Below are 27000 nucleotides of genomic sequence, written 5' to 3'. Positions count from 1 at the left end.
ATGGATATCAAACGGGTCGCCCGAGCGCTTTTTATCGCTTTGCGCCGCTTCCACAAACAAGACGGTCTTGCCCTGAGTAGCCACGTGGCGCTTTCCCTGATGCTGGCGATTTTCCCGTTTACAATTTTCGCGCTTTCGCTCGGAAGCCAGCTCAGCTCGACGGTTGAGAGCGAGAACATAATGCAGCTTCTCTTTGGCAACTGGCCCGATGTTGTGGCCGAACCGATCGAGAGAGAACTGCGCGCGGTATTGGCGCAGGGCAATAGCCAGACCCTGACTTTCGGTGCGCTTATGACGATGTTCTTTGCCTCTAACGGCGCCGAAGCCGTACGTCTTGCGATCACGCGCGCATATGGCGAAGTGGATACGCGCCCCTATTGGCGTAAACGTTTGTTGTGTATCGGGTTCGTTTTGGCGGGTGCGGTTTCAATCACGGTTGTGACGGTACTGCTCGTTCTTATTCCACTCTACTTCGCGTATTTTCAAGATATGGTGCCCATTCCGGAAGAGTGGCTAAGTATCTTCAATAGCACTCCGCTGCGGTTCGCGATTGCGGTTGTGCCTATTGTTGCTGCTGTTCTGGCGGTCAATTCTCTCTTGACGCAAACCCGCCGTCCTATTTCCGTAATTTGGCCCGGCGCGGTACTTACGATTTTTGCATGGGCGATTTTCGGACAAGCCTTCAGTTACTATCTCGGACATTTCGCACGTTATAGCGTGACTTATGCGGGTCTTGCGGGGGTAATGTCGGGGCTCATATTCTTGTACCTGTCTGCCGCAATTCTGATTATTGGGGCGACATTTAATTCGGCACTAATGGATCTAAAGCAAGAGGCGAAGATAGCCTGAAATTCACCACCTCATGTTTACGGAGGGGATTATGATGACATATCTGATTATCGGGGCCACAATTCTTATTTGGGGCACAGCTTTCGTGTTTGCGTATTGGGCGGTTCTCTCTGCGCGCACGCCGCAAGGGTCGGTCGCTTGGGTCATATTCTTGTTGGCATCTCCGGTGCTGGCGATCCCCGCTTATTTGTTTCTGGGGAATTTCAGGTTTAAGGGCTACCTCGTTTCGCGTCGCGACACGCGCGAAGTCGTAGAAGGTGTTGCGCAATTTGCTGCTAGCCATATGCCACTGGGTGACGACGACGATGTCGGCTATACCGCTTTTGAAAAGATTGCAGAGGTTCCTGTCCTTTCCGGAAATGGGATGAAGTTGCTCATTGATGGGCAAGAGACTTTCGACGCCATATTTGCAGAAATGGACAAGGCCGAGGATTATATTCTGGTGCAGTTCTATATTCTCAAAGACGACGAACTGGGGCGTGAATTTCAGCAGAAACTTATTGATTGCGCACAACGCGGCGTGACTGTGCACCTGTTGTTCGATGCCGTTGGCAGCGCCAAGCTGCCCAAGAGATATTTGGAGGAACTTGAGGAATCAGGCGTTAAAACGGTGAACGCGCATGATCTCCAAGGGCCGCGTAACCGCTTTCAGATCAACTTTCGCAACCACAGAAAAACGGTCATTGTAGATGGGCGTGTTGGCTTTACGGGCGGTTTGAATGTTGGCGATGAATACATGGGCCGTGACCCACATTTCGGACATTGGCGCGATACCCATTGCCGTATCGAAGGGCCGATTGTCCTTCAGTTACAGTTGGTTTTCGTCGAAGACTGGCACTGGGCCACACAGGATAACGTTATCCCGAACCTGAACTGGCAGGGTCATCGCTCACCCGAGGATATGGATGCGCTCATTATGGCGACAGGTCCAGCTGACGAAATGGAAACCGGTAGCCTCTATTTCTGCGCCGCAATTGCTGCGGCAAGGAAGCGCCTCTGGATCGCGACGCCTTATCTTATTCCAGATGGTGATATCCTATCGGCACTCAAGCTCGCGGCCCTGCGCGGTGTTGATGTGCGGATCATGATTCCGGAAAAGGCGGATCACTATGTTACTTGGCTGGCTGCCTTTGCGTATTTCGATGAACTTAAGCAAGCAGGCGTGAAAATCCTGATGTATGCCAACGGGTTTACGCACCAAAAAGTATTGCTTGTCGATGAGAGCATTGCCTCGATCGGTACGACGAATTTGGACAACCGTTCATGTCGGCTCAACTTCGAGGCAACGGCAATCTTCTTTGATAAACGTGCCGCGCAGGACGTCGCGGCGATGCTGGAGAAGGATTTCACCGAGTGTAAGGAGGTTGAGAAGTCATTTAAGGACCTCCCACGCTTGCAACGCATGGGCGCGCCTGTTGCCCGCCTGTTTGCTCCGATCCTATAGCGGCGCGCATTGCATTCAGCCCTACGGTAGGGCAGGAACGCGACAACCGCTAGAGAATGGTAAAGACGATGGCCAAGAAAAAGCAGTCCCTCGGCAAGCGAATAGCCAACAGCCGTTTTGTCACCCGTTTGGTTGCAAAAACACTCGCGAACTATGTGCGGTTTGTCTGGTCTACGACGCACTGGACAAGCGAGGGGTTCGACGAAATGCGCGAGGCTCTCAAGGACGGGCCGATAATTGTGGTTCTCTGGCATCAACGTCTCTTGATGGCGCCGTATCTATTTGATTTGAGCGCTGGGCGAATCTGTTCGCTTACGTCTACGGCCAAGGGTGGTCGCATGGCGGGAATGGTGCAGCAGGAGTTTGGCTTTGAGACCATTCCGATGCCCAAGGGGCAAGGCGGCTTTGCGATGTCGCGCGAAGTGCTGCGGAAAATGAAGGATGGCGTTTCGGTTGGTATTGCGGTGGACGGCACAAATGGACCCGCGCGAGTTGCCAAGACGGCGCCACTGCTTTGGGCGCGCTCGTCCGGTCGTCCCGTTTTCGTCGCTGCATTCGCAACCAAGCGCCACAGCATCATGGCCTCGTCATGGGATCAGGCGATGCTTGCTTGGCCCTTTAACAAGGGTGTCCGTGTCTGTCAGCGTTGGGAGCATGAGGTTCCGCGCAAGGTATCTGACGATGAATTAGAAAGCCTTCGCCAAAAACTCGAAGCGTCGTTGGACGAGGTCACAGAGCGCGTTGACAACATTCTGGAAATTGATGTTCCACGCACAAAACGAGAAGATTGATTAACGACGAGGCCGCCGCTAGCATCGTGCAAAACAGGAAGATTTTGCATGACAGAGACCGAATTCCTTGACCCGTCAGAGGCACCTCAAATCGGACGCGTGACACTTGCCGAATTGCGCACATCAATTGCAATGGGCATTAGCGATTTTCGGCGTGCGCCGCTTTTCGGAATATTTTTCAGCAGCTTCTATGTCATTTGCGGATTGATCCTGAGCCTTTCCGGCGCTGGGACATTTGCTTGGACGCTTGTGCTGTCCTTGGGGTTTCCGCTTGTTGCGCCATTTGCGGCGGTTGGGCTCTATGAGGTCAGTCGCCGTTTGGATGTGGGCGAGCCGCTCACGTGGTCAGGTGTCGTCGGTGTTGTGTGGCGCGAGCGCGGGCGACAGGTGCCGTGGGTCGGCGCGATCCTTGTTCTGATATTTCTGTTCTGGAGCTTCTTTGCGCACATGTCGCTGGCGATGTTTTTCGGGAGTATGACGCTCACGAATGTTTCTACGTCTTGGGAGGTCTTTCAGACGTTTCAGGGTAGAAGCCTCATTGCCTTTGAGGTGATCGTCGGCGGTCTTGTCGCGCTCTTGGTTTATGCGTTGACGGTGGTTTCGCTTCCGTTGCTCCTAGATCGCGAATTGGATTTTGTTACCGCGATGCTCATCTCAATCCAGACGGTTTCAAAAAACCGCACGGTCTTGCTGATCTGGGCGGGCATTATCGCGATATCGCTTTTTGTTGCGATGCTGCCCTATTTCCTTGGGCTGTTGGTCGTGCTGCCAGTTCTGGGCCACGCCACATGGCACCTGTATCGCCGCGCGCTGTACTTTTCGAACTAGGGGTCAGATATCGGCGATATCGTCCAGCTCGATGTCACGGATGAAATAGTCGGGGTATAGGTCAATCCCCACCACGAAGTGATGTTGAAGCCCAGAGAGGTGGTGCTCCATTGCGGCGACTGCGCCATCCTCATCACCGCTTTCAATCTTGTCAATGATGGCTTGGTGCTCGTCAATGACCATCGTCGCACGCCGTTCCTGTGGAATTTGAAGCGTTAAACAGCGATAGCGGTCGATCTGCATCTTCACTTGTTGAACCAGCTTCCAAAGACCAGGAAGGCGGCCAATCTCGGCGATATACTGATGAAATTCCTCGTCCACGTGGTGAAGTGCGGTAATGTCTTCGCTATTCTCTATTTCGCGATGCCGCTCAACGATCACCTTGAGGCTCATGATCTGGCTACGCGTCGCCAAACGGGTCGCTGAGCGCACTGTCACGGCCTCAAGCGCGCGCCGCACGATGAGCGCCTCAGGGAGGGCGGAAACGGGTATCCGCGCAACGAATGTGCCGGATTTGGGCGCAACTTGAACCAGCCCCTCGTCCGAAAGGCGCAGGATTGCCTCGCGGATCGGTGTGCGGCTTACGCCTTCAGATAGTGCGAGCGCATTCTCCGAGAGTGGAGTGCCCGGCGGAAGTTCGAGGCTTATGATTTTGTCGTGAAGGCTTTGATACACCGAATCAGAGATCGTCGGCGCCGTACGGATTGCCGTGCCCTTGCGCAGCTCTGGTGCGCTGTTTGGCGCCCTGCGTTTACGCTCTGAGGGCTTCTTTTCCGTCTTTGGCATCTTGTCTCCACTGATCGTGGCGCTTCTTATTTAAAACCATTTCGGAAGGCCAAGAAAAATCGAACTTGATTTAACATTTATCTTGTATACACATAATACAAGGAGCGGTCAATTACGGGTCAACCTTGATTCTGGCTGTTTCAAAAATCAGGCTGAATGACATTCACGCTTTTGGGAGGAATAAATGAAACTTAAGAAATTCACAGTCGCGCTTGCTGCTGGCGCGTTCGCTATGGCCACTTCGACGGCCGTATTTGCTGCAGAAACCCTTAAATGGGCACACGTTTACGAAGTAGGCTCCGCGTACCACAAAAACGCAGAGTGGGCGGCTGAGGAGATCGCCAAGCAAACTGAAGGACGTGTGGAAATCAAAGTTTTCCCAGCTTCTTCGTTGGGTAAAGAAGTTGAGATCAACGAAGGTCTGGGCATTGGTGCCGTTGACATCATCTATACTGGTCCAAGCTTTGTTGAGCGTTATTACGGTCCTATCGCGATCTCTGATTATCCATTCATCATGCGTGGCTTTGACCACTGGATGAGCTATCGCTCCAGCGATCTGTTCAGCGAACTTTCCGATGGGTATCACGATGCGACAGGTAACCAAGTCCTCGGGCTGGTTTATTACGGTCAGCGTCACGTGACATCGAACAAGCCGATCCTAACGCCTGCCGATATGGAAGGCCTGAAGATCCGCGTACCGAACTCTCCGCTTATGCTGATGTTCCCGAACGCTGTGGGCGCAAACCCGACACCGATGGCCTTCTCCGAGGTTTATCTTGCGCTTCAGCAAGGTGTTGTGGACGCACAGGAAAACCCACTTCCAACAATTCAGTTCAAAAAGTTCTATGAGGTTCAGTCCAACATCAACCTCACAGGTCACATCCTGAACTCGCTGTTGATTATCGCTTCTGATGACGCGCTTTCGCGCCTTGGCGATGACGAAGAAGTTGTCCGTCAAATCCTCGACGAAGCAGCGCTCAAGAGCTCGAACGAGATCTATCAGTCCGAGCAGGAACTCGTTTCTTGGTTCCGCGAGCAAGGCATCACTGTGAACGAAGTTGACAAGCAGCCTTTCCAAGATGCGGTTAAGCCAATGCTTACTGGTGATGGAGTTCCATACACAATGGACCACTTCAAACGCCTCGGCGAACTGTAATTGGGACCGAAAATGGGAAACAATCCATTGAATCCCAACGAAGATCAGGGCGCGCAGAACGCGCGCTCTGAGATCGTTTTTGCCGATTCCGAGGTGGATATCTCGGATTTCGGCATAGCCGATGTCCCAGGCCTCTTGGCGCTCTGGGGGCTTTCGATTGTTGTGTTCGTGCAATTCTTTACGCGCTATGTGCTGAATGACAGCCTTGCTTGGACAGAAGAATTGGCGCGTTATGTGCTTGTTGTTGTTGCGTTCTTTGGCGCGATTTCTGTTACCCGCAAAGGCACGCATATCTTTCTTGAGTTCTTCTATCGCTATCTGTCACCAAAGTCGGGCAAGTGGCTATCGGTTCTCATGGAAGCGATCACCGCCGTGTTCCTCGGATATATGTCTTGGCAGGCCTATCAGCTTGCGCTCAAGACCCGCACGAAAATGGCGTCAATGGAACTGCCGAAAAACCTGCTCTATTACGCTGTCGCAATTAGCCTTGCGATCATGGCCGCATATTCCATCTGGTGGCTCGTTCATAAAATCCGTCAGAACCCTGAGGACGTCCTTCGCGAGATCGAAGAACACGCCCTACATGACGTTCCAAAATAGACTGCGAGACACGAAATGGCTCTGGCACTACTCTTTCTAATTCTGTTCCTTCTTCTTGTAGCGGGCGCACCTGTCGCCGTTGCTCTTGGGGTTGCCTCATTGGTTTATGCGCTGATTGATGGCGTGCCGAGTGTGGTGGTTTTGCACCGTATGGTAGGCGGTATCGACAGCTTCCCGCTCATCGCGGTTCCGTTCTTTATTATGGCGGGGCACCTGATGAACACGGCGGGTGTCACAACCAAGATTTTCGCATTTGCGCGTGCTGCGGTTGGCTGGATGTACGGCGGCCTTGGCCACGTAAACGTTGGCGCAAGCATCATCTTTGCGGGCATGTCCGGCGCTGCCGTGGCTGATGCCGGTGGTCTCGGTAATATCGAGATCAAAGCGATGCGCGAAGCTGGCTATGATACGGATTTCTCGGTGGGCATCACCGCGGCGTCCTCAACCATTGGGCCGATTATTCCGCCTTCGCTTCCGCTGGTCGTTTATGGTGTGATTGCGGATACCTCGATTGGCCAGCTTTTTGCTGCGGGCCTTATCCCCGGTTTGCTCATGGCGTTTGCGCTCATGGTTATGGTCGCGTTCTATGCCAAAATCCGCAATTACCCGCGCGATGATCGCTTTAGCTTTGCCGTATTCGGGCGCACTTTCATTCAGGCGCTGTTGCCGCTGTTTACTCCGATTATCATCGTGGGCGGTATCCTCTTTGGTATCTTTACGCCAACCGAGGCCGCGATTGCCGCAGTGGTGTATTCGTTGTTCTTGGGCCTGTTCGTCTATCGCACGCTCGATTTGAAACGCATCCTTCGCGTGTCCATGGATACGGTCGAGACGACGGCATCCATCATGATGATTGTCGCAGCTTCGACGATCTTCGCATGGATCCTGACAGCGAACCAAGTCGCGCAGGTTTTCGCAACCGAGCTTCTTAGCTTTACCGAAAACAAGACGGCGATCCTCTTGATCATGATGCTGATCGTTCTAATCGTTGGTTGTTTCATGGAGACAATCGCCGCGATCACAATTCTGACGCCCGTTCTCTTGCCTGTGGCTGTGACCGTGGGTGTTGATCCTGTGCACTTCGGTATCATTCTGATCTTGAACCTAATGATCGGCTTGCTGACACCACCAGTTGGTATGGTGCTCTATGTGCTGTCCAAGGTGTCGGATGTGCCGTTTGAACGCTGTGTGGTCGCGACCGCGCCGTTCATCGTGCCACTGGTCGCAGTGCTCCTGATGCTCACCTTTATTCCGGCGCTCTCGATGTGGCTGCCGACAACTCTCTATCGCTGATAAACGCTAAGGAAAATAAACAAATGTCTACACTCTCCTCTTTTGATCTTACCGGCAAAGTGGCCCTTGTTTCGGGCTGCAAGCGCGGAATTGGGAAGGGTATTGCCGTCGCCCTCGCAGAAGCGGGTGCCGACATTATCGGCGTAAGCGCGTCACTTGAAACAAGCGGCAGCGCGGTCTCCAAAGAAGTTGAAGCATTGGGCCGCAAGTTTACCGCGTATCAGTGCGACTTCTCGGACCGCGCTGCGGTTACTGCTTTTGCCGCTCAGGTACAGGCTGATAACCCGACGATTGATATCTTGGTCAACAATGCAGGCACCATCAAACGTGCCCCAGCGGCCGAGCACCCAGATGAAATGTGGGACGAAGTAATCGACGTAAACTTGAACGCTCAGTTTGTTCTAAGCCGCGAGATCGGTAAGAACATGGTCGCGCGCGGAAGTGGCAAGATCATCTTCACTGCATCGCTCCTGACATTCCAAGGCGGTATCACCGTTCCGGGGTACGCGGCATCCAAAGGTGCGATTGGCCAGTTGACCAAAGCGCTCGCTAACGAATGGGCGGCGAAGGGCGTGAACGTAAACGCGATTGCACCCGGTTATATCGCCACCGACAACACCCAAGCGCTTCAGGATGATCCTGATCGCTCGCGCTCAATTCTTGAACGTATTCCCGCCGGTCGCTGGGGCAAGCCAGAGGACTTTGCCGGTCCTGCCGTTTTCCTCGCGTCGGATGCAGCGAACTATGTGCATGGCACAGTTTTGACTGTGGATGGCGGGTGGATGGGCCGTTAATTCCCATTCGTCAGACACGAAAAAAGGGCCGCGAAAATCTCGCGGCCCTTTCTATTTGGATGGCTTACTGAATTTTAATAAGCGTTTTCATGGCGTTGGGATTCTCGGTGAGAGCTTTAAAAGCGCCCTGAATATCCTCAAGCCCCTGAACGTCGGTAATCAGAACGCCGGCGTCAATTGCCCCAGACGCCAGTCGGTTCATCGCCGCATCGTAATCATCCGCTTCGTAAACGCGCGCACCGATAAGCTCGACCTCACGCCAGAAGAAACGGAACATATCCACGGTTGGTTTGCTTGCGTGAATTGCCACCATCACAATCCGTCCGCGCGCGGCGGCGGCGGCAGTCATTAGATCGACACCGGGTTGGGTTCCGGAAACCTCAAAAACAACCTCGGCGCCTTTGCCACCTGTCGCCTCAAGGTAGGCTTCGGCAACATCGACATTTTTGGGATTCATTGTCGCAAAGCCAAGCTTCTCGGCGAAGGCCAGACGATTTTCGTTGATCTCAGAGATGGTCACATTGCCACCTGCGTTGCGCGCAACCATTGCTACCAACATTCCGATTGGACCGCCGCCAATCACTAGAACATCTTCGCCTTTGGCGACGCGGCCGCGCTTTACATCGTGGCACGCAACGGCGAGCGGCTCGATCAGTGCTGCGTGATCCAGTGACAGGCCCTCGGGCAGGACGTGGATTGTTTCGGCAGGGACATTCCATTTTTCTTGGAACGCACCATCCGTATCCAACCCAAGGAATTTGAGGTTGTGACAGATATGATTGTTACCCGCGTTACAGGCTGGGCAGTCGCCGCACGCGGAAAGTGGACGCACGACAATATGCTGTCCGACCTCAAGTTCGGTTACGCCTTCGCCGAGCGCGGAGATAACACCCGACATCTCGTGCCCGATGACGCGATGATTGCCGATGCGCGCTTCCATATGGCCGAGATAAACGTGCAGATCGGTGCCGCAAATGCCGCAATAAGCGACGTCAATTTGTACTTCGCCAGCCGCAGGAGCAGCGGGAGTGACCGTCTCGATTTGGAAGCTTTTATTGCCAATATAGTATGCTGCGGATGTCGACATTTCGGATGCTTTCTTTAGAGTTTCGGGTCGTGAACAGAGTTTAGTTTTTCCCAATCAAAACAAACACCTGTGCCAGGCGTGTCTGGGGCGATTGCTCTGTTGTTTTTTACCACAAGCGGGCGTGTTGTGTAAGTGTCGATCGGGAAAGAATGGACTTCGATCCACCCTCCATTCGATTGGGCAGAAACCAGACTTACGTGTAATTCCTGCATGCCGTGACTACACACGGGGATCCCGTATTCGCGTGACATTTCCGCAACCTGCAAGAAGCCAGTGATCCCCCCGCAATTGGATGCGTCGGGTTGGATGAACGACAGTTTGGCCTGCTTGAACGCATATTCAAATTCATGGATCGTGTGCAGGTTTTCACCCATGGCGAGTGGGATTCCCGTTGCCTCTGCGATGCGCGCGAAACCGAGATAGTCGTCGGGGATTGTCGGCTCTTCGAACCAAACGAGGTTGAACTCCTTAAACGCATTCGCGGCCTCGATTGCCTGCTCGACGGACATGGAGTAATTGGCATCAACCATGAAGGAAATGTGGGGCCCAACCATCTCGCGGATTGCGGCGATACGTTCGATATCTTCGGCGAGTGTGGGCTGTCCGATCTTGATCTTCACACCGTCAAAGCCCTGATCCAGATAGGACTGAATGCTTTGTTTTAACTTAGGTAAAGGGAAGTTGAGGTCGATCCCGCCAGCATAGGCCTTGCAAGAGTTCGCGGCTCCGCCCGCCATTTTCCAGAGCGGCAAGTCACGCTGTTTTCCTCGAATATCCCAAAGAGCGATATCGACTGCGGAAATCGCGAAAGATGCAATGCCACCGCGCCCGACATAGTGAATATGCCACTGCATCGCATCATAAAGTTGCTCGATATTTTCCGCATCCTTGCCCACCAGAAACGGCGCCAGATCGTGTTCGATCATGGCTTGGATCGCGCGTCCGCCTTTGCCGCCAGTATAGGTATACCCAACACCTTCCAGACCATTTTCGAGGGTCACCGTCGCCGTAACAAGCTCGAAATGCGTATGGTCGCCGTGCTTGGCATCCACTAGAACTTCCTCGAGGGGTACATGGAATAGTTGTACCTTAACGGATTGAATTACGGTCATTATTCTATCTGACTTTCTGATTTCGTGCGGTCACACGAGTTTGAAAAAGGATGACAACAAAGAGGAAACCGCCCCTGATTACCATTTGCCAATATGCGCTTAGGCTGATGGTGCCGCGACCGTTTTCAAAGTTGAGAATGTTGAAAACGAGCCCAAGTAGAAGCGCGCCGATGACTGTCGCGGTAATAGACCCCATTCCCCCCGTCAGCAAGGTGCCGCCAACTACAACCGCCGCAATCGCAGAGAGCTCCCAGCCGATCCCCTCAAGCGGTTGGCCCGCGCCAAAACCAGAGGCAAGGAAGACGCCTGCAAGTCCCGCGCAACCGCCGCTAAGAATATATACAAACGCTTTGGCTTTGTTAATCGGAAGCCCCATGAGCGCCGACGCATCCTCGCTTCCGCCAATCGCAAGAACGGTGCGACCAAGCGATGTTCGTTCCAATACAAACCAAAGGATAACGGTGACGACGGCTACGATCACGATTGCCCACGGAAGGACGCCGAAGGCCTTTTCCATCCCGAGTTTTGTGAAGTTCGAGCCCCAATCGACGCCAATGGTTTCGGCACCAGAAATGATGAGAGCACCGCCCTTTGCCGCCAGCATTGTGACGAGCGTTGCGATAAATGGAGGGATGCGCATCGCGATGATGGTGAACGCATTAATCGCGCCAAAGGCCATTCCGGCAAGCACCGCACCGGGAAGCGCCACCTGAATGCCGTGAGGGCTAAGATAGGCCGCCACGACGGATGTGAATGCCGCGACAGAACCAACCGAGAGGTCAATGCCACCCGTCATAATCACAAAGCACATGCCAAGCGAAATAACGATAAACATGGCGTTATAGTTCAGAAACGAGACCATATTATATTCGCTTGCAAAGCCGTCATAACGAAGGGTTCCAAATGCGATCAGCGCAAAGAGAGCAACCCAAACCGCAGTCGTTTGCGTATTGTTGCGCAGGTATTTGCGCAGGTCGAATGCATCGGTGTCTAGCATGGTTACTCCTTCCGCGCTTGCTGTACGTATACAGCCAGCAGGATAATTACGGCCTTGGCGACAAGGGCGACTTCGTCTTCGACGCCGTTCGCTAGGAGCGTGTATTTCACAAGCTGGATGATCGTTGCTCCAAGGATCGCTCCGAATATCGGCGCGCGTCCCCCCTGAAGGAGTGCGCCCCCAACAACAGCGGCGGCAATCGCGTCGAGTTCCATCAAGTTGCCGTTGCGCGCCGCATCGGATGCAGAGTTGATGGCCACTACGATCAGTCCCGCGATCCCAGACAAGAACGCGCAGATTACGTAGGCCCCAACCTTAACCGAACGCACGGGACCACCCGAAAGCCGCGCCGCCTGTTCATTGCCGCCAATCGCCAACAAGTAGCGCCCGAAGATAGTTCGCGTAACGACCCAGAAGAGGACACAAGCAAGTGCAAGGGCGAGCCAGCCTTGGAATGGGAGCCCCAGAACCTTGCCGGTGCCCAGATAACTAAACGCGGGGTTCTTGAAGGTTTGAAGGTTGCCGTTGGTTAGAACCTGCGCAATTCCTCGGCCAGAGATGAATAGGATCAGCGTTGCGATGATCGGTTGAACGTTTAGCACGCTGACCATCAACCCATTGAAAAGCCCACACATACTTGCCGCTACGAGCGGAAGAGAGAAGGCCGCGATCAGCCCGAGCACCGGATACTCAACCCCGAAAGCCGACGTAAAGATGAGCGGAGCCATTGCACCCGCAAGCGCCATAACCGCACCAACAGATAGGTCGATCCCGCCCGTTGCGATCACAAGTGTCATGCCCATGGCTACAATGGCGATCGTAGCAACCTGAGAGATGTTCACGAACAACGTCTGAAGTTGAAGAAAATTCGGGGTGAAAATGGCGTTAAAGACAAGCAGCACAACAAGCGCGGCAATGCCACCGTGATTGCGCAGCAGTGTTAGATGCCGCGCGGAAACCAATGAGGCACTCATGCGGATTGCTCCTGTTCGTGATGGTGTGCGATGGCGCTGACGAGCGCGTTCTCGGTAATGCCGGGGTTGTGCAACTCGGACACGGAATATCCGTCCTGAAGCACGACGATACGGTCGGCACCTTCAACGAGCTCCTCGAATTCGGAACTAATGAGGAGAACGCCGTACCCTTCGGCAACATAATCGCGGATGATGGCCTGAATTTCGAGCTTGGCCCCCACGTCTACGCCGCGTGTCGGTTCATCAAGGATAAGCAGATCGGGCTTGGTTGCGAGCCAACGGCCCAGAAGCACTTTCTGTTGGTTGCCACCCGAAAGCTCGCGGATGGGTTGATCCATATTGGCGGTCTTGATGCCCAAGGCTTTGATGAAATGCGCAACGATCTCGCGCTCTTTGGCGCGGTCGATCTGTCCGTTCTTCGTGAGGCGTGGCAGGAGTGCAAGGGTTAGGTTCTCGCGCACGGACATATCGGGCACGATGCCCTCGGCCTTCCGATCTTCGGTCAGAAAACCAATCCCACTCTTGATCGCATCAGAAGGGCTCTTGGGGGCACCGATTTTGGATTTATACGTGATCGCCCCTTTTGTGAGGGGATCAACGCCAAATAGTGCGCGCGCAGCTTCTGTTCGTCCTGCGCCGAGAAGACCGCCGAGGCCGACGATCTCTCCACTGTGCACGGTTAGGTCAAAATTCACGAGGTGGTTGCCCGTTGAAATCCCTTCTGCCTGAAGCAGAACTTCGCCAACTTCTGACGTGCCACCCGAGAACTCCGTCATGCCTGCGGCTTTGATATCCTCGATATTGCGGCCCAGCATGTCGGCGATGAGTTCTAGTTTATTCGTGTCGGCAATCTGGCGGGTTCCAACCGTTTGCCCGTCGCGCATCGTGGTAACGCGGTCGCAAATCTCGAATAACTCATCAAGGAAGTGCGACACATAGAGTACCGATACGCCCGCCTCTTTGAGGGAACGTACAACGCCGAAAAGCGTTTTGACTTCGTTTGCGTCAAGCGACGAGGTCGGCTCGTCCATAATCACAAGTTTCGCATCCAGAGACACTGCGCGTGCAATCGCAACAAGTTGCTGAATGGCCGTGGAGTAGCTGCGCAGGGGCGCTTTTACGTCGATATCAATGCCGAATTGCATGAGGATTTCGCGTGTGCGCTTGTGGGCTGCCTTCCAGTCGATCAGAACGCCCATCTTCTTGGGTTCATAACCCATCATGACGTTCTCGGTTACGCTGCGAAGAGGAACTAGGTTTAGTTCCTGATAGATGGTCGCGATGCCTGCGTCCTGTGCTTCGCGCGGACTAGAGATAGTCGAATCCGCATCGCGGAAACGCACAATTCCACCATCGCGGCGGTAAACTCCGGTTAGAATTTTGATGAAGGTTGATTTCCCAGCGCCATTCTGTCCGATCAACGCATGAACTTCGCCAGGGGCGATTTCAAGGGCGGCACCAGAGAGGGCGGGAACTCCAGAAAAGGATTTGGTGATGTCTTGCATGGACACAAGCGGCTGCATGGTGTCTCCGATCGCTGAATATATCGGCCGAGAACCATAGTGTGCGGTCCTCGGCCAACAGGGAGTTCCTAGTATGCTTCGTCGATGAACTCAGCGGCGTTATCGGCGGTAAAGATACGGTCTTTTACCTGTACCCAAGGCTCGATTTCTTCGCCTTCGGCATAACGGTTCATGACTTCGCAAGCGAGCGGTCCAAAGAATGGCGAGCTTTCAACTGTTACGCCCATTTTACCGTCAATGATCGCCTGCAGCGCATCCCGTGTGCCGTCGATGGACACAACCAGTACGTCCTCGCCCGGTTTGCGGCCCGCAAGTTCAAGCGCCTGAATGGCACCGATTGCCATTTCATCGTTATGTGCATAAACGATGTTCACGTCTGGGTGGGCCTGAAGCAAGGTCTCCATTACCTGACGGCCAAGGTCGCGGGCAAAATCGCCAGACTGCGACGCAACGATCTCCATATTGTCGTGCTGTGCCATCACGTCGTCAAAACCCTTGCGACGATCATTGGCAGGGGACGATCCTGTTGTGCCTTCCAGCTCAACAATAATGCCTTTTTCGCCTTTGAAGTTCTCAAGCGTCCATTCGGCGACTTGTTGGCCTTGCCAGATAAAGTCCGAGCCAAGGAATGAAACATAATGCTCGCCTGCTTGGGCAACATTGCTGTCAACGGAACGGTCCACAAGGAACGTCGGAATGCCCGCTGCGCGCGCTTTCATAACGGCGGGGATGAGGGGTTTTTCCTCGCGAGGTGGCAGGAATAGCACATCGATGCCTTGGGCGATCATGCTATCCACATCCGAAACCTGTTTCGCAGCAGAGCCAGCCGCGTCGGTTGCCACAAGGTCCCAATTGCAGGACTCGGCGGTGTCATGGAATGATTTTGTCTCGGCGATGCGCCATGGGTTGTTTGACTCCATCTGCGCGAAGCCAACTTTATAGCGCTCTTTCTTCTCAAGTGCGGGCAGGCCATCGGCGCCAGCAACGGATGTGATCATACCAAAGCCAACGGCGGCCACGGTTCCAAGTATAGTTCTACGGTTCATTTTAGTTCCTCCACTGTTGCAACGGACTCCCTTCCGTTGCGGTTATTTGGGTTATCCCCAATTCACATAGGTCGTTTGCTTGCGCAGATACCCATCAAAGCCATATTTCCCGTCCTCTCCTCCAAGTCCGGAATGTCCCCAGCCAGTATGAAAGCCCTGAACAGACTCTCCGTTGGCGCGGTTGAAATAGATCTCTCCGAATTTCAGCTCATAAGGTGCGCGCATCATGCGTTTGATGTCGTTGGTGAAAAGAAACGCCGACAGGCCAAATTCGGTATCGTTTGCGTGTGCAATTGCCTCTTCAAAGCTATCAACACGTAGCGCCGCGACCACGGGGCCAAAGACCTCTTCTTGCATGAGTGGCGCAGCATTCGACGCCACAGAAAGGACGCTAGGCGCATACCAGTGGCCCTTGGCGTACTGCCCCTCGTTTAGTGGGCCGCCCTCAAGTAGAACCTCGGCGCCTTCGCTTACATTTCGGTCAACGATCTCTTTGACCTTCTCGACTTCGACGCCGCTGACCTTGGGGCCGATATCGGAATCCTTCATCGGGTCTCCGATGCTCAGGGCCTTGGTCGCTCTTACGAATTTGTCGAGGAATTCATCAGCAATATCGCGGTGCAGATACATCCGCTCGTTGCATGTGCAAATCTGTCCGCAGTTGGTGAAGCGTGCCGTGACTGCGGCGGCTACGGCCTTGTCGATGTCTGCATCTTCCATCACGATGAACGGGGCTTTGCCTCCGAGTTCAAGTCGCAGAACCTTGAGTGTATCGGCACCTGCCCGATAGATTTCGCGCCCTGCGCGGGTGCTTCCGGTCATTGTAACCAGACCCGTCAGCGGGCTTTCTACCATCGCTTGTCCGACGACACGGCCACGACCGGTAACTACGTTGAATATACCTTTGGGAATGCCGACTTCATGCGCCAGTCGAGCGATCTCGAGGCCCGATAGGGGCGTAATCTCATGCGCGAGAAGAACAAAGGTATTGCCCGTGACAAGAGCGGGGCCAAGCTTGCGCGTCACAAGAGCGGCGGGATAATTCCATGAGGTTAGGCCGACAACGACTCCGTAAGGGTGGCGGCGCAAGTGAATTTCTTCGTTTGTGGAGTCCGAACGCTGAACATCTCCAGAGATGCTGCGGGCATGGCTGACCGCATAGCGTAAGAATGTTTCAACAGCGCCGACTTCGCCACGTGCTTGGCTGATCGGTTTGCCTTGCTCCATGGTGATGATTGTCGCAAGACGTTCGGCATTTGCCGCAACTGCGTCCGCAAGTTTTGCCACAAGCCGACCGCGCTCGATAGCAGGCAAAACGGCCCACGTTGGCTGCGCACGATGCGCGGCGGCAAGGGCTTCGAGGGCGTCGTCTGATGTGCCCTCTGGGATGGTTGCGATAGTTTCCTCGTTGGCTGGGTTCTCCACTTCGATAAGCGGGCGGTCCGTCGCGTGGCGCCATGCGCCGTCGATATACATCGCGCCTTTTGAAACTTTGCCGTCAGTAGGGAGTAAATCCAACAATTTCCGATTCCATTTTTGGTACGACCAAACTAAGGGTAATAAACGTACATGATGGATTGATGTCAACAATAATTTAATTTGGTCTGTTTTTTATCAATTTTGGACGGGCCAAATAATTGAATTGAAAAAAACGGGACATTCGAGTACCTAATTCTAACCCTTCGCAGAAGTCGGCACGTCTTCTTGGGCGGATTGAATGGATATCGGCCCGTATCGGGAGGAGTCTTTATGCAAGCAGATAAGTCACACAACGACGAGGCCACCCATACTGGTCGCGCGGCCGACGTAATCGTTGCTACAGTTGAGGCGCAAATCATGTCGGGCGCGTTGCCGGACAAGTCCCCGCTTCCTGCCGAACGCGAGTTGATGGAGCGTTTTAATACAAGCCGCACGGTTGTGCGCGAAGCGATCACGGCACTGTCCAATCGTGGTCTTGTGGTGAGCAAACCGCGCTTTCGCCCGATTGTACGTAAGCCGGATTACGAGACAGTCCTGCACGCCGTCGGCGGGGTGATCGGCCACTTGCTCAACAATGGTAGCGGCGTGAAAAACCTCTACGATAGTCGCGTCTTCGTTGAGCGTGGCTTGGTGCGTGAAGCGGCGCTGAATGCCGACCGAGACGATATCGCCCAGCTAAGAACCGCTCTCGCGGACAACAAGGCCGCCATCAGCGACTCGGTGGCGTTTTATCAAACAGATGTCGCATTTCATGGGGTGCTATACAGCATTTCCAAGAACCCGATTTTCCCCGCGATTCACGAGGGCTATACATCTTGGCTCGCGCCGCATTGGGAAAAGATGGAGCGTTTGCCAGAGCGAAATCTGGCAAACTATCACGCGCACGAACGGATTCTTCAGGGTATTCTGGACCGCGATCCAGATGCCGCAGAGCGTGCGTTGCTAGAGCATCTGGATGCTGCTTGGGAATTCGTGCGTGTCACTTTCGACGATATCGAACCCTAGCAGGTATAGTTCATTCCAAGTCGGCCGCCGTCCACATAGATGGTCTCGCCCGTGATATAGCTGGCCTTGTCCGAAGCGAGGAATGCAACGACATCGCCGATTTCCTTGGCTGTCCCGATACGTTTAAGCGGTGTACGCGACAGGAGCGTTTTGAGCGCCTCGGGATTGCTGTTCACACTTGCGAGCATGTCTGTGTCAATTGACCCAGGACCAACCGCATTTACGCGTATCCCGTGGGGCGCAAGCGCAAGCGAGGCCGCTTTGGTCATTTGCATGACGCCGCCTTTGGATGCACAATACGGCAAGATCGTCGGGATGCTCACAACCGCATTTACCGAGGACATGTTGACGATAGCGCCCTTGATGCCCTTGGCGACCATCGTTTGAGCGGCGCGCTGGCTCGCAAGGAATGTTCCCGTCAAATTCACGTCGATAACGGCTTGGAAATCCTCAAGCGAAGTTTCAAGGAATTCGGACGGGAGCGAAATTCCGGCGTTGTTCACCAAAATCGAAACAGGGCCAACCTCAGTCTCGATCTTGTCGAAAAGAGCCGCGATCTGCTTTGGATCGCCCATGTCACAAGCGTAAGCGACGGCATCGTCCGCGATTTCTCGTGCTGCGCTTTCGGCTCCCTCGGCGTTGATGTCGGCGATTACAATGCGCGCACCGTTCTCGGCGATGGCCTTGGCCGAGGCCAGTCCGATGCCTTGTGCGCCGCCCGTAACAAGAGCAATAGGTTTAGACATCTCGTCTCCAATTCTGATTGATTTGCCACCATGGTTGAACCGTTCCGAAGGGCGTGTCAATGTTTGCAAAAAGGAGCCTACATGCCGTCCCCTCGAACGCCAAAACTCAAGATATCATCCGCTCAAATGGTGGCGAACGCCCGTGCGCGAATTGAGGAAATTGAGACTAAGGATTTGATCGAAATGTTGCAGGATCCAAACGTCGTGATCGTGGATATTCGTGACATTCGCGAACGCCAGCGGGGCTATATTCCCAATAGCTTCCACTGTCCCCGTGGGATGGTCGAATTCTGGGTCGATCCCGCAAGCCCTTATTTCAAAGAGATTTTTGCCGAAGATAAGAAATTTGTTTTTCACTGCGCGTCTGGCTGGCGCTCGGCATTAACGGTGGCGACCCTGGGCGACATGGGGTTTGAGGCCGCCCATTTGCGCGAAGGTTTCTCGACTTGGGAAGAGCAGGGCGGGCCGGTGGCCTATCCCGAATAATTTAACCGCGCAGTTTCGCAAGCCAGCCAAGTCCTGCCCCCTCGGTTGTGGATGGGCGATACTCCGCGCCAATCGCGCCCGAGTATCCGATTGCCTTGAGGTGGTCGTAGACATACGAAAGCTGTAACTCGCCCTGATCCGGCTCTGCCCGTTTCGGCACCGATGCAACTTGAACATGGCCGATGATAGGCAGCAAATCAGTGAGGCGTCGGCAAATGTCGCCCTCCATGATCTGAACATGATAACAATCGAACATGAGCTTGAGGTTCGAGGCCGCTACGGACCGAATTATTTCACGGGCCTGTGAGGTCGTCTGAAGGAAGTAATTCGGAGCATCAAAATGGTTCAGCGGTTCGATCAGCACTTCAATTCCAAGCGGCGCGGCACGCTCGCACGCATATTCAAGGTTCTCGATATAACACTGCTGCGCCTGTGCCCCTGAGGCGATACCGGCCATGGCATGTACTTTTCCCGCGCCAATTTTCTGTGCATAGGAAAGCGCCTGATCAATCGCCGCACGCGCTTGTTCAACCTTTTCAGGAAGCGCCAAAAGCCCGTTTTCACCTTCACCTTTGACGGTATTTAGGCCCAGCATTTTCATCCCCGTTTCGCGCAGGGCATCGTTCACCTGTTCTGGGGGCGTGTCATAGGGCCAATGGCATTCCACCGCTTCAAACCCTGCCTTGTGGGCGGCATGGATGGCCTCGGGGAGAGTGAGGTGTTGCCAGAGAAATCCGAGGTTTGCAGAGATGGGGATCATTGCGGGGAGCTTTCCTCCAAGGATGTCAGCGCGTCGGCGAAGAATGTCTCGGTGCCAAAGTTCCCTGACTTTAGCGTCAGAGCGATAACCGCGCCACCGCTTTCACAGAATGTCCATGGGACGCCTGGTGCGATTTCCTTGCCGATGGTCATGCGCGTGACGTTTAGCGATTTGGTGACCGCGCCAGATGTTTCGCCGCCTGCAACGACAAATCTGCGGGTTCCTGCATCGCGCGCATCGACAGCAAGCTGAGCAAGCGCGGCCTCTACCAGTTCGCCCGCTTTGGTCGTTCCGAGTGTCTCTTGCGCGGCGCGCACTCCTTCGGGATCGGTGGTGGCGTAAATGATTTTGCTCGAGCGTGGGTCTTGCGAAGCGAGCCAATCGCGCGCGGATTGTACGCCTTCTTTGCTCAAGGTGATTGGGTCAAGTTTGTACCCCGACACAGATTTCAAGCATTCGGAAACTTGGGCGCGGGTCATCTTGGAGCAGCTGCCAGAGAGGATAATCGCACCCTCTGGGAGGTCCGGCGTGACAGCTTTTTCCGCATCAGGTGAAAGCGTTCCATCCGCAAGATAAAGATCAGGAAGGGGCATCGCCACCGCACTTCCGCCCGTCATAAGTGGCATATCGCGACAGGCTTCGGCGATCGTGTAGAGGTCTTCGTTCGCAACGGCATCTACGACCACATGGGCAACACCTTGTTTGGTCAACTCCGCAAGACGGGCTTTGAGCGCATCCGCTCCCTCCGCAACACACAGGCGATTGGCGAGCCCAACTTGTCCGTTCACTTGCGGCGCTAGCAGGCGCATCAAGTTGCTGTCGCGCATCGGGGTAAGGGGGTGATCCTTCATCGGACTTTCGGAGAGGGGGAGTTCGCCCACAAACAGGTTGCCCATGAAAATACTCCGCCCGTTCTCGGGAAACGCGGGGCAATAGATAGTCTGATCGGTGCCGATATCTTTCATCAGAGCTTCAGCAACTGGTCCGATATTCCCTTCGGCCGTGCTGTCGAATGTTGAGCAATACTTCCAGAAAAACCGTTTCGCCCCTGCGCGTCTTAACCAATCCAATGCGGCGCGCGTTTCGGCAACTGCGTCTGCCACTGGTGCCGTGCGGGATTTGAGCGCGATCACTTCGAACGCTGCGGTTTCACAGGTTTCTGGGTCTTCGGTCGGAAGCCCCATGCGCAGCGACACTTTCACACCACTGCGGGCAAGAAGGCCCGCCAGATCAGTAGCGCCTGTAAAGTCGTCGGCAATGCATCCTAGAACAACGCTCATTCTTGTCTCCGATTTCTGATAGAGTCTGGTGCCCAAATTCGTGATATGGACATGGTAGTTGCGTGTAAGTGGCGATTTTTGGTATCGGTACCAATAGTCGCGCTCAACGGGACAAGTCAAGAGTTCGGAGGCCATATTGGGGCAGGGAAAACCAACGCTCGTCGATGTTGCAGAGCAAGCAGGCGTAAGCAAAATGACCGCATCGCGCGCTCTTCGCGGCGAAAAAGGCGTATCCAAGAAAAGCCTTGAGAAGGTTAGAAATGCTGCGAAAGAGTTGGGTTACGTTGGAAATCCGCTCGCTATGTCGCTGTCCAATCAGTCGTCGAATCTGATTGGTGTGATTGTCCCGTCGATGTCTAACGTTGTTTTTCCCGAAGTACTGAGCGGCATCGCACAGGTGATTGAGGGCACCGGCCTGCAACCTGTGTTCGGCGTGACAGAATACGACCCCGCCCGCGAACACGAGACTATTCGCCAGATGCTTTCGTGGCGGCCCGCAGGATTGATTGTTGCCGGCGTGGATCAACCGTCCGAAACCCAAGCGCTCTTGCGTAGCGGTGGGGTGCCCGTGGTACAGATCATGGACACCGATGGCGATCCGATTGATAGCTGTGTTGGTATCTCGAATTTCGAGGCAGGCGCAGCGATCGCGCGGGCGTTGCTCGCTCGAGGTCGGAAAGTGTTCGGATATATCGGAGCGGTAGATGAACGGGCGGCAAAGCGTCTCGCGGGGTTTCAGCAGGAGCTTGAGGCGCAAGGTATTCATTTTCAGCAGGTTCTAACATCGAATTCCTCGTCTTCGATGATGTTGGGCAAGGACCTCACGCAACAGATTCTACGCGATCATCCGACGCTCGACTGTATCTATTATTCCAACGACGACATGGCCGCAGGTGGCGGGTTCGCTTGTATTGAATTGGGGTTGGAAATTCCTAAGGAATTGGCGCTCGTTGGGTTCAATGGTCTTGGATTTATCGAGGCCCTTCCATGCGAAATTGCAACGTCACGCTCGCCGCGCCGCGAAATCGGTCAGCGAGCCGCCGAGATGATCCTTGCGCGGTTGTATTCCCCAGAAGATCAGCCCTCGGAAACTGTTACCTTCGTTCCGGAGATTGAGCTTGGCACGCTTTGATTATGGTGTCAGATCAGTATAAGTAACATTGAAGAAATTGACACACCGCCGCAGGCGCCAACGAAAGTTAAACGATGCGATCCTCCAATTTGTTTCTGCCTCTTGCAACTTTGTTCGCACTCTCGACTGCTGCATATGGGCAGGCGCTTCCGGATACAGATACCGTGAAAATGGAAGGGACGGATTCACCCGTCGGTTTTAGTCAGGGCGGATTTGTTGTTGCCCCGATCCCGATCAAGAACCCTACCCTTGGCACAGGGCTGGCACTTGGCGGTGGTTATTTGTTCAATTTGGACGAAGAGTCAGCTTCTTCTTATCTCGGTCTTGGCGGGTTCAGAACGGATAACGGAAGTAGCGGTTACGGTATTTCCGGCGATGTTGCGTGGGACAAGAACCGTTGGAATTTGGGTCTAACACTGGGTGAAGTCGATATCTTCTATGACTACTACGTTGATGGGACTGACGGCGCGCGTATTCCACTAGAGCAAACAGGCAGAGCGCTGGATATGAACCTGAAATATGGCTTCACCTCGAACATTCTGGTTGGCGCCGAATTTGCGTACATTGAGAGTGATATTGCCGTCGATGGTCCGGGCCTTTTGCCGCCCATACCGCGCAAAGACTCTGATTTGACGATCTTCAAGTTTGGGCCGACGTTCCAATTGGATTATCGGGATGACACGATTTATCCAACTCGTGGTTCACACTTGGCGGTGAAATATTTGTACAGTCAGGTCGATACGCCAGTAAATACGCGTAACTACACCAAGGCCACGGCGAGGTTTGATTCCTATACTACGATTTTTGATGACGTTGTAATCGCTACCCGCGCTGCGGCCTGTAGCGTCGACGATAACGCTCCATTCTTTGATAAATGCGGATTGGGATCCGTTGACAGCTTTCGTGGGTTTCCGTTCGGCGCAGTTTTGGATAATGCGCTGTTGTCATTCCAGACAGAATTGCGCGGGCGCCTGAATGACCGTTTTGGATATGTGTTATTTGCCGGAGTCGGAGACGCAAAGCATGACTTTTCTAGCCTCTCATTGGACGAGGCTAAAACATCTGGCGGTTTAGGTCTGCGCGTCCGCTTATCCAAGAAATTCCCGATGGATTTCTCATTCGACGCCGTCCGCGCGAGTTCTGGGGACGATACGTATTACATCTACGTGGGACAGCGCTTCTAGCTGTGCGCTCCAAAGTGTTTCTCGCCACGGGCTGCGGATAGGGCGATCTGCTTCTGCCGTTCACGGAAACGCTCTTTGCGATCCTCGGACGTTGAGTCATAGCACTGGTGACAACTCACGCCGTCCTCATACTCGGGGCGCTTCGTATCCTCGGGGAGAATAGGTTGGCGGCAAGCATGACAGAGAAGATGCGGCCCTTCGACAAGCCCATGTCCGATGGATACGCGACCATCAAAGACGAAACATTCGCCTTCCCATGTGCTTTCTTCTTGTGGGACTTCCTCGAGGTATTTCAGGATGCCGCCTTTGAGGTGATAGACGTCCTCAACCCCTTGGCCAATAAGGTAGTTGGTTGATTTTTCACAACGAATCCCACCAGTACAGAACATCGCGACACGCTTGTTGTGAAAGCGGTCTTTGTTGGCTTCCCACCATGCGGGGAACTCTCCGAAACTCTTGGTCTCTGGATCAACTGCACCTTTGAACGTGCCGATAGCCACTTCATAGTCGTTCCGAGTATCAATCACGACAACGTCGTCTTGCGTGATGAGGTCGTTCCAGTCTTCGGGCGCAACATAATTTCCGACGTTCGCGGTTGGATCAACGTCGGGTTGACCCATTGTCACGATCTCTTTCTTGAGGCGCACTTTCATTCGACCGAATGGCATTTCGGATGCGGGGCTTTCCTTGTGCTCAAGCGTTGCGCATCCAGGAAGGGAGCGCAGGTGCGTCAGCAAACGATCAATTCCGGCACGCGGTCCTGCGACCGTGCCGTTGATCCCTTCTTGGGCAATGAGAAGCGAACCCTTTATTCCTTCCTTGTCACAAAGCGCAATAATTGGCGCCCGCAAAGAGTCGGGATCGGTGAAACGCGTGAAATGATATAGTGCTGCTACAACTGTCATAGGCCGCTAAATAAGCCCACAAAAGGGAGTCTGCAAGTGCAGCGGTTGACGCAGGCGGGCGCGCTGGCATACCAAGCTATCAAACGAAAGGAACCCGAGATGCGCCCTGCCAACGAAGCCCTTATTGTTATTGACGTTCAGAACGACTTTTGCCCCGAAGGGCGGCTTGCTGTCTCTGATGGTGACGCGATCGTGCCGCTTATCAATGAAATGCTAGGTTCCTTTCAAACGCGCGTCTTCACACAGGATTGGCATCCCGCTGGGCACTCGTCGTTTGCCACGTCACATGAAGGTAAAGTTCCATTTGATATGATCGAAATGCCCTATGGCCCACAGGTCCTCTGGCCTGATCATTGTGTTCAGGGCACGCGCGGTGCAGAATTTCATCGCGCGCTCAATTCTGATGCCGCCGATATGATTATTCGAAAGGGAATGAACCCTGACCTCGATAGCTACTCGGCCTTCTTTGAAAACGACCACAAAACACCGACAGGACTTGCTGGATATCTGGCAGCGCGCGGGGTGGATCATGTGCGGCTGGTGGGGCTGGCGACAGACTTCTGCGTGTACTATTCGGCGATGGACGCCGCTGCGCTTGGCTTGAATGTCGAGGTTGATCGCTCGGCCTGCCGTGCGATTGATCTGGATGGATCGCTGGCCGCCGCCGAGGATGCGATGCGTGATAATGGCGTAAAACTGCTCTAAGACAGTGAAACAATGGCGGTTTTGCGTGTAAATCGTAAAATTCGCCTTTGCGCCCCGTTCGTGCATGTCCTAAACCATAGGAAATCAAAAGGGGCCTTCTGATGGTCGATATTGCTTCGCGCGTTTATAACCACAAGTGGAAGATCGACCCGATCGTCCGCTCTATGATCGACACGGATTTTTATAAGCTTCTGATGTGCCAGTCGGTCTTTCGGAATGAGCCGAACGCGAATGTTACGTTCTCCCTGATTAACCGAAGCACCGATATTCGCCTCGCGGATGTCATCGACGAAGGCGAGCTGCGCGAACAGCTTGATCATATTCGTAGCCTGTCGCTGAGCCGTGGTGAAAGCACATGGCTGCGCGGTAATATGTTCTATGGCAAGCGCCAGATGTTCCGTTCGGATTTTATGGAGTGGTTCGAGAAGCTGCGTCTGCCTGACTATCACCTCGAAAAACGCGATGGTCAGTATGAGCTTACGTTTGAAGGCACGTGGCCCGAAGTAATGCTCTGGGAGGTTCCCGCGCTTTCAATCCTGATGGAATTGCGAAGCCGCGCTGTGATGGCCGATATGGGACGGTTCGAGCTTCAGGTCCTTTATGCACGCGCGATGACCAAAGTGTGGGAAAAAGTCGAACGCCTGCGGCCCGTTGAGGGGTTGCGGATTGCGGATTTCGGCACCCGTCGCCGTCATTCCTTTATGTGGCAAGACTGGTGTGTTCAGGCCATGCAAGAAGGATTGGGCGAGAAATTCGTTGGTACGTCCAATTGCCTGATTGCGATGCGCCGCGAAGTCGAGGCAATCGGCACGAATGCGCATGAACTGCCAATGGTTTCCTCCGCGCTTGCCAAGGATGACGAGGCGCTGCGCCTTGCGCCCTATAAGGTTCTGGCCGATTGGCACGAAGAGCACGAGGGCAACCTGCGCATTATCCTGCCCGATACATATGGAACCAAAGGCTTCCTCGCGGGCGCGCCGGATTGGCTGGCAAGCTGGACGGGCATACGTATCGACAGCGGTGATCCCGCCACGGGCGCCGAGATTGCCATCAAATGGTGGAAAGACCGCGGCGAGGATCCGACCCGCAAACTGGTGATTTTTTCGGACGGACTTGATGTCGAGAAAATCATCGAACTTCAGGCACAGTTCGCGGGTCGCGTGCGTGTCTCATTCGGTTGGGGCACGTTGCTGACGAACGATTTCCGCGGCTTGGTGGATGGCGACGGGCTTGCGCCGTTCTCGTTGGTTTGCAAAGCGGTCAGCGCGAATGGTCATCCAACGGTAAAACTATCGGATAACCCCGCCAAAGCGATGGGCCCTGCCGAGGAGGTTGAGCGCTATAAGCGCGTGTTTGGCGTCGGCGAGCAGGAAGAAATCGAAGTCGAGGTTTAATCGTCTGGCCGTACGCGGCCACGAAGGGCCTTAACCTGCCCGCGCTGCACTTTTCCTTCAACGCGGCGGCGTTTGCTCGCCAATGTAGGGCGGGTCTTGATGCGGCGTTTTGGGCGTTCGAGTGATGCAAGAATAAGCTCGGTCAGACGTTCGCGCGCGATCTCTCTGTTGCGGGCCTGACTGCGGGTATCTTCAACTCTGAAAATAATCGCGCCATCGAGTGTCCATTTGCGCCCCGCGAGTCGTTTCAGGCGGGCCTTTGCGTCGCTCGGGATATTGGGGCTTCGGGCTGCTTCGAAACGTAACTCAACGGCGGTAGAGACCTTGTTTACGTTCTGACCACCGGGTCCGGAGCTTCGGGAAAATGACTCTGAGAGCTCCCAATCCGCGAGCGAAATATTATCATTTATCCGCAACATCCGAGGTGTTTCCCTAGCTTAATAAGGGTTTCGTATCACAGAGGGGTAAAAACGGAAAGAGCTCTAGCGGATGTCGCTAGAGCTCCCCTCGAGAATTGGAGGTGGCTAGAGGGGCAACAGGGCCCCTAAGCCGGTGCGTGCTTAGAAGGATTGCCCCCTAAACAGTTCCCCGCTCGTGACCTTCGCCATCTGCTCCTGTTTCCCAATAATCATAGGCACCTCCTT

General features: G+C 54.2%; 27 protein-coding genes. 14 read left to right on the top strand and 13 right to left on the bottom strand.

The window, feature by feature from the left end; all coding sequences use genetic code 11:
* The 4 genes from ACFE33_RS00320 (at position 1) to ACFE33_RS00305 (ending at position 3912) form a co-directional block, all read left to right on the top strand.
* On the top strand, positions 1-849 hold the full coding sequence (locus ACFE33_RS00320) for a YihY/virulence factor BrkB family protein (RefSeq protein ID WP_380055383.1): 849 nt from the start codon (positions 1-3) through the stop codon (positions 847-849).
* 31 nt (positions 850-880) lie between these two features.
* Entirely contained in the window at positions 881-2293 is a 1413-nt protein-coding gene (gene cls / locus ACFE33_RS00315; RefSeq protein ID WP_380055380.1) for a cardiolipin synthase, read from the top strand.
* Positions 2294-2361: 68 nt separating this feature from the next.
* A complete protein-coding gene (locus ACFE33_RS00310) occupies positions 2362-3084 on the top strand; it encodes a lysophospholipid acyltransferase family protein (protein ID WP_380055377.1) in 723 nt (240 codons plus the stop codon).
* Positions 3085-3132: 48 nt separating this feature from the next.
* Positions 3133-3912, top strand: a complete 780-nt coding sequence (locus ACFE33_RS00305; protein ID WP_380055374.1) for a DUF2189 domain-containing protein — start codon at positions 3133-3135, stop codon at positions 3910-3912.
* Positions 3913-3915: 3 nt separating this feature from the next.
* Here the strand turns inward: ACFE33_RS00305 and ACFE33_RS00300 are convergent, their stop codons facing one another.
* Positions 3916-4698 carry a GntR family transcriptional regulator gene (locus tag ACFE33_RS00300; protein ID WP_380055371.1) on the bottom strand — a complete coding sequence of 261 codons (783 nt, stop codon included), beginning with the start codon at positions 4696-4698 and terminating at the stop codon, positions 3916-3918.
* Between the two features lie 184 nt (positions 4699-4882).
* Here ACFE33_RS00300 and ACFE33_RS00295 point away from each other — a divergent pair, with 184 nt between their 5' ends.
* The 4 genes from ACFE33_RS00295 to ACFE33_RS00280 are packed head-to-tail and all read left to right on the top strand — an operon-like array spanning position 4883 to position 8541.
* Positions 4883-5854, top strand: a complete 972-nt coding sequence (locus ACFE33_RS00295; protein WP_380055368.1) for a sialic acid TRAP transporter substrate-binding protein SiaP — start codon at positions 4883-4885, stop codon at positions 5852-5854.
* Positions 5855-5866: 12 nt separating this feature from the next.
* The gene (locus ACFE33_RS00290; RefSeq protein WP_380055364.1) at positions 5867-6454 is read left to right on the top strand and encodes a TRAP transporter small permease; all 588 of its coding nucleotides are present in this window, start codon (positions 5867-5869) and stop codon (positions 6452-6454) included.
* 15 nt (positions 6455-6469) lie between these two features.
* Positions 6470-7747: a TRAP transporter large permease gene (locus tag ACFE33_RS00285; protein WP_380055361.1), complete on the top strand. Its 1278-nt coding sequence runs from the start codon at positions 6470-6472 to the stop codon at positions 7745-7747.
* A 23-nt stretch (positions 7748-7770) separates the two neighbouring features.
* Positions 7771-8541, top strand: coding sequence for an SDR family oxidoreductase (locus tag ACFE33_RS00280; protein ID WP_380055359.1), 771 nt, complete (start codon positions 7771-7773; stop codon positions 8539-8541).
* A 64-nt stretch (positions 8542-8605) separates the two neighbouring features.
* Here ACFE33_RS00280 and ACFE33_RS00275 read toward each other — a convergent pair whose 3' ends face one another.
* The 7 genes from ACFE33_RS00275 to ACFE33_RS00245 all read right to left on the bottom strand — a co-directional run bounded on the left by ACFE33_RS00275 (position 8606) and on the right by ACFE33_RS00245 (position 16801).
* A complete protein-coding gene (locus tag ACFE33_RS00275) occupies positions 8606-9628 on the bottom strand; it encodes a zinc-binding dehydrogenase (protein ID WP_380055357.1) in 1023 nt (340 codons plus the stop codon).
* 14 nt (positions 9629-9642) lie between these two features.
* Entirely contained in the window at positions 9643-10740 is a 1098-nt protein-coding gene (locus ACFE33_RS00270) for a mandelate racemase/muconate lactonizing enzyme family protein (protein ID WP_380055355.1), read from the bottom strand.
* 4 nt (positions 10741-10744) lie between these two features.
* On the bottom strand, positions 10745-11737 hold the full coding sequence (locus tag ACFE33_RS00265; RefSeq protein WP_380055353.1) for an ABC transporter permease: 993 nt from the start codon (positions 11735-11737) through the stop codon (positions 10745-10747).
* 2 nt (positions 11738-11739) lie between these two features.
* Entirely contained in the window at positions 11740-12711 is a 972-nt protein-coding gene (locus ACFE33_RS00260; protein WP_380055350.1) for an ABC transporter permease, read from the bottom strand.
* Positions 12708-14234 (bottom strand): sugar ABC transporter ATP-binding protein, encoded by a 1527-nt coding sequence (locus ACFE33_RS00255; RefSeq protein WP_380055348.1) that lies wholly within the window; start codon positions 14232-14234, stop codon positions 12708-12710. The genes ACFE33_RS00260 and ACFE33_RS00255 overlap by 4 nt, the downstream gene beginning before the upstream one ends.
* Positions 14235-14302: 68 nt before the next feature.
* Positions 14303-15280 carry an ABC transporter substrate-binding protein gene (locus tag ACFE33_RS00250; RefSeq protein ID WP_380055347.1) on the bottom strand — a complete coding sequence of 326 codons (978 nt, stop codon included), beginning with the start codon at positions 15278-15280 and terminating at the stop codon, positions 14303-14305.
* A gap of 51 nt (positions 15281-15331) precedes the next feature.
* Complete coding sequence (locus tag ACFE33_RS00245; protein WP_380055345.1) at positions 15332-16801, bottom strand: aldehyde dehydrogenase family protein; 1470 nt, start codon at positions 16799-16801, stop codon at positions 15332-15334.
* 228 nt (positions 16802-17029) lie between these two features.
* On the opposite strand from ACFE33_RS00245, the gene ACFE33_RS00240 reads away from it, so the two are divergent.
* On the top strand, positions 17030-17764 hold the full coding sequence (locus tag ACFE33_RS00240; RefSeq protein WP_380055342.1) for an FCD domain-containing protein: 735 nt from the start codon (positions 17030-17032) through the stop codon (positions 17762-17764).
* Here ACFE33_RS00240 and ACFE33_RS00235 read toward each other — a convergent pair.
* Positions 17761-18510: an SDR family NAD(P)-dependent oxidoreductase gene (locus ACFE33_RS00235; protein ID WP_380055339.1), complete on the bottom strand. Its 750-nt coding sequence runs from the start codon at positions 18508-18510 to the stop codon at positions 17761-17763. The two genes, ACFE33_RS00240 and ACFE33_RS00235, sit on opposite strands and share 4 nt — an antisense overlap.
* Before the next feature lie 81 nt (positions 18511-18591).
* Between ACFE33_RS00235 and ACFE33_RS00230 the strand changes: the two genes are divergently transcribed.
* Positions 18592-18996 carry a rhodanese-like domain-containing protein gene (locus ACFE33_RS00230; protein WP_380055337.1) on the top strand — a complete coding sequence of 135 codons (405 nt, stop codon included), beginning with the start codon at positions 18592-18594 and terminating at the stop codon, positions 18994-18996.
* Between the two features lies 1 nt (position 18997).
* On the opposite strand, the gene ACFE33_RS00225 is transcribed toward ACFE33_RS00230, so the two are convergent.
* Both ACFE33_RS00225 and otnK read right to left on the bottom strand, forming a co-directional pair.
* Complete coding sequence (locus ACFE33_RS00225) at positions 18998-19756, bottom strand: hydroxypyruvate isomerase family protein (protein ID WP_380055335.1); 759 nt, start codon at positions 19754-19756, stop codon at positions 18998-19000.
* Positions 19753-21036 (bottom strand): 3-oxo-tetronate kinase, encoded by a 1284-nt coding sequence (gene otnK, locus ACFE33_RS00220; RefSeq protein WP_380055333.1) that lies wholly within the window; start codon positions 21034-21036, stop codon positions 19753-19755. Before otnK ends, ACFE33_RS00225 begins: the two co-directional genes overlap by 4 nt.
* A 136-nt stretch (positions 21037-21172) precedes the next feature.
* On the opposite strand from otnK, the gene ACFE33_RS00215 reads away from it, so the two are divergent.
* Both ACFE33_RS00215 and ACFE33_RS00210 read left to right on the top strand, forming a co-directional pair.
* A complete protein-coding gene (locus ACFE33_RS00215; RefSeq protein WP_380055331.1) occupies positions 21173-22168 on the top strand; it encodes a LacI family DNA-binding transcriptional regulator in 996 nt (331 codons plus the stop codon).
* 74 nt (positions 22169-22242) lie between these two features.
* On the top strand, positions 22243-23352 hold the full coding sequence (locus ACFE33_RS00210; RefSeq protein WP_380055328.1) for a BamA/TamA family outer membrane protein: 1110 nt from the start codon (positions 22243-22245) through the stop codon (positions 23350-23352).
* On the opposite strand, the gene ACFE33_RS00205 is transcribed toward ACFE33_RS00210, so the two are convergent.
* Entirely contained in the window at positions 23349-24257 is a 909-nt protein-coding gene (locus tag ACFE33_RS00205) for a rhodanese-related sulfurtransferase (protein WP_380055325.1), read from the bottom strand. The genes ACFE33_RS00210 and ACFE33_RS00205 overlap by 4 nt on opposite strands.
* Positions 24258-24356: 99 nt before the next feature.
* Here ACFE33_RS00205 and pncA point away from each other — a divergent pair, with 99 nt between their 5' ends.
* Complete coding sequence (gene pncA, locus ACFE33_RS00200; RefSeq protein ID WP_380058748.1) at positions 24357-24962, top strand: bifunctional nicotinamidase/pyrazinamidase; 606 nt, start codon at positions 24357-24359, stop codon at positions 24960-24962.
* Positions 24963-25063: 101 nt separating this feature from the next.
* Positions 25064-26356, top strand: coding sequence for a nicotinate phosphoribosyltransferase (gene pncB / locus ACFE33_RS00195; protein ID WP_380055322.1), 1293 nt, complete (start codon positions 25064-25066; stop codon positions 26354-26356).
* Here pncB and arfB read toward each other — a convergent pair.
* A complete protein-coding gene (gene arfB, locus ACFE33_RS00190; RefSeq protein ID WP_380055319.1) occupies positions 26353-26775 on the bottom strand; it encodes an alternative ribosome rescue aminoacyl-tRNA hydrolase ArfB in 423 nt (140 codons plus the stop codon). The genes pncB and arfB overlap by 4 nt on opposite strands.
* Positions 26776-27000: the final 225 nt, after the last annotated feature.

This window comes from Falsihalocynthiibacter sp. SS001 (assembly GCF_042445055.1).
Classification (GTDB): Bacteria; Pseudomonadota; Alphaproteobacteria; order Rhodobacterales; family Rhodobacteraceae; genus Falsihalocynthiibacter.
Note: the sequence above shows the minus strand (reverse complement) of the source record. Positions and strands in the feature narration are given on the sequence as shown.